Source organism: Salmonella sp. SAL4457 (assembly GCF_046548235.1).
Lineage (GTDB): Bacteria > Pseudomonadota > Gammaproteobacteria > Enterobacterales > Enterobacteriaceae > Salmonella > Salmonella enterica.
On record NZ_JBGDZO010001073.1, the window covers coordinates 1 to 247 of the forward strand.

General features: G+C 72.9%; 1 protein-coding gene. It reads right to left on the reverse strand.

All coding sequences use genetic code 11. From position 1 onward, the window contains the following. A partial coding sequence (locus ACLJNW_RS27490) for a hypothetical protein (RefSeq protein WP_410961725.1) occupies positions 1-228 on the reverse strand: 228 nt, incomplete at its 3' end. Between the last annotated feature and the right edge of the window lie 19 nt (positions 229-247).

The following is a 247-nucleotide window of genomic DNA, read 5'->3' on the forward strand; positions in this document are numbered from 1 at the left end:
GGCGTGGACGGCGTCGCTCGCCAGCAGGCGTTGCAGGGGCACCGCATGCGCCGCCAGCGCATGCGGCTGCGGCCCGTCGACGCCCGTTTCGACACGCCGGCGCAGCGCCACATGCCGTTCCAGCAACTGGCGCAAGGCCTGTTCGATGGCGTCGGCCGTGGCGCCGACTATGCGCAGGTGGGCCAGCAGGTTGTAGGAGGTGTCCTCCGGCGCCAGTTGCTGGGCCACCCACAGGCGCCGTTCGGCG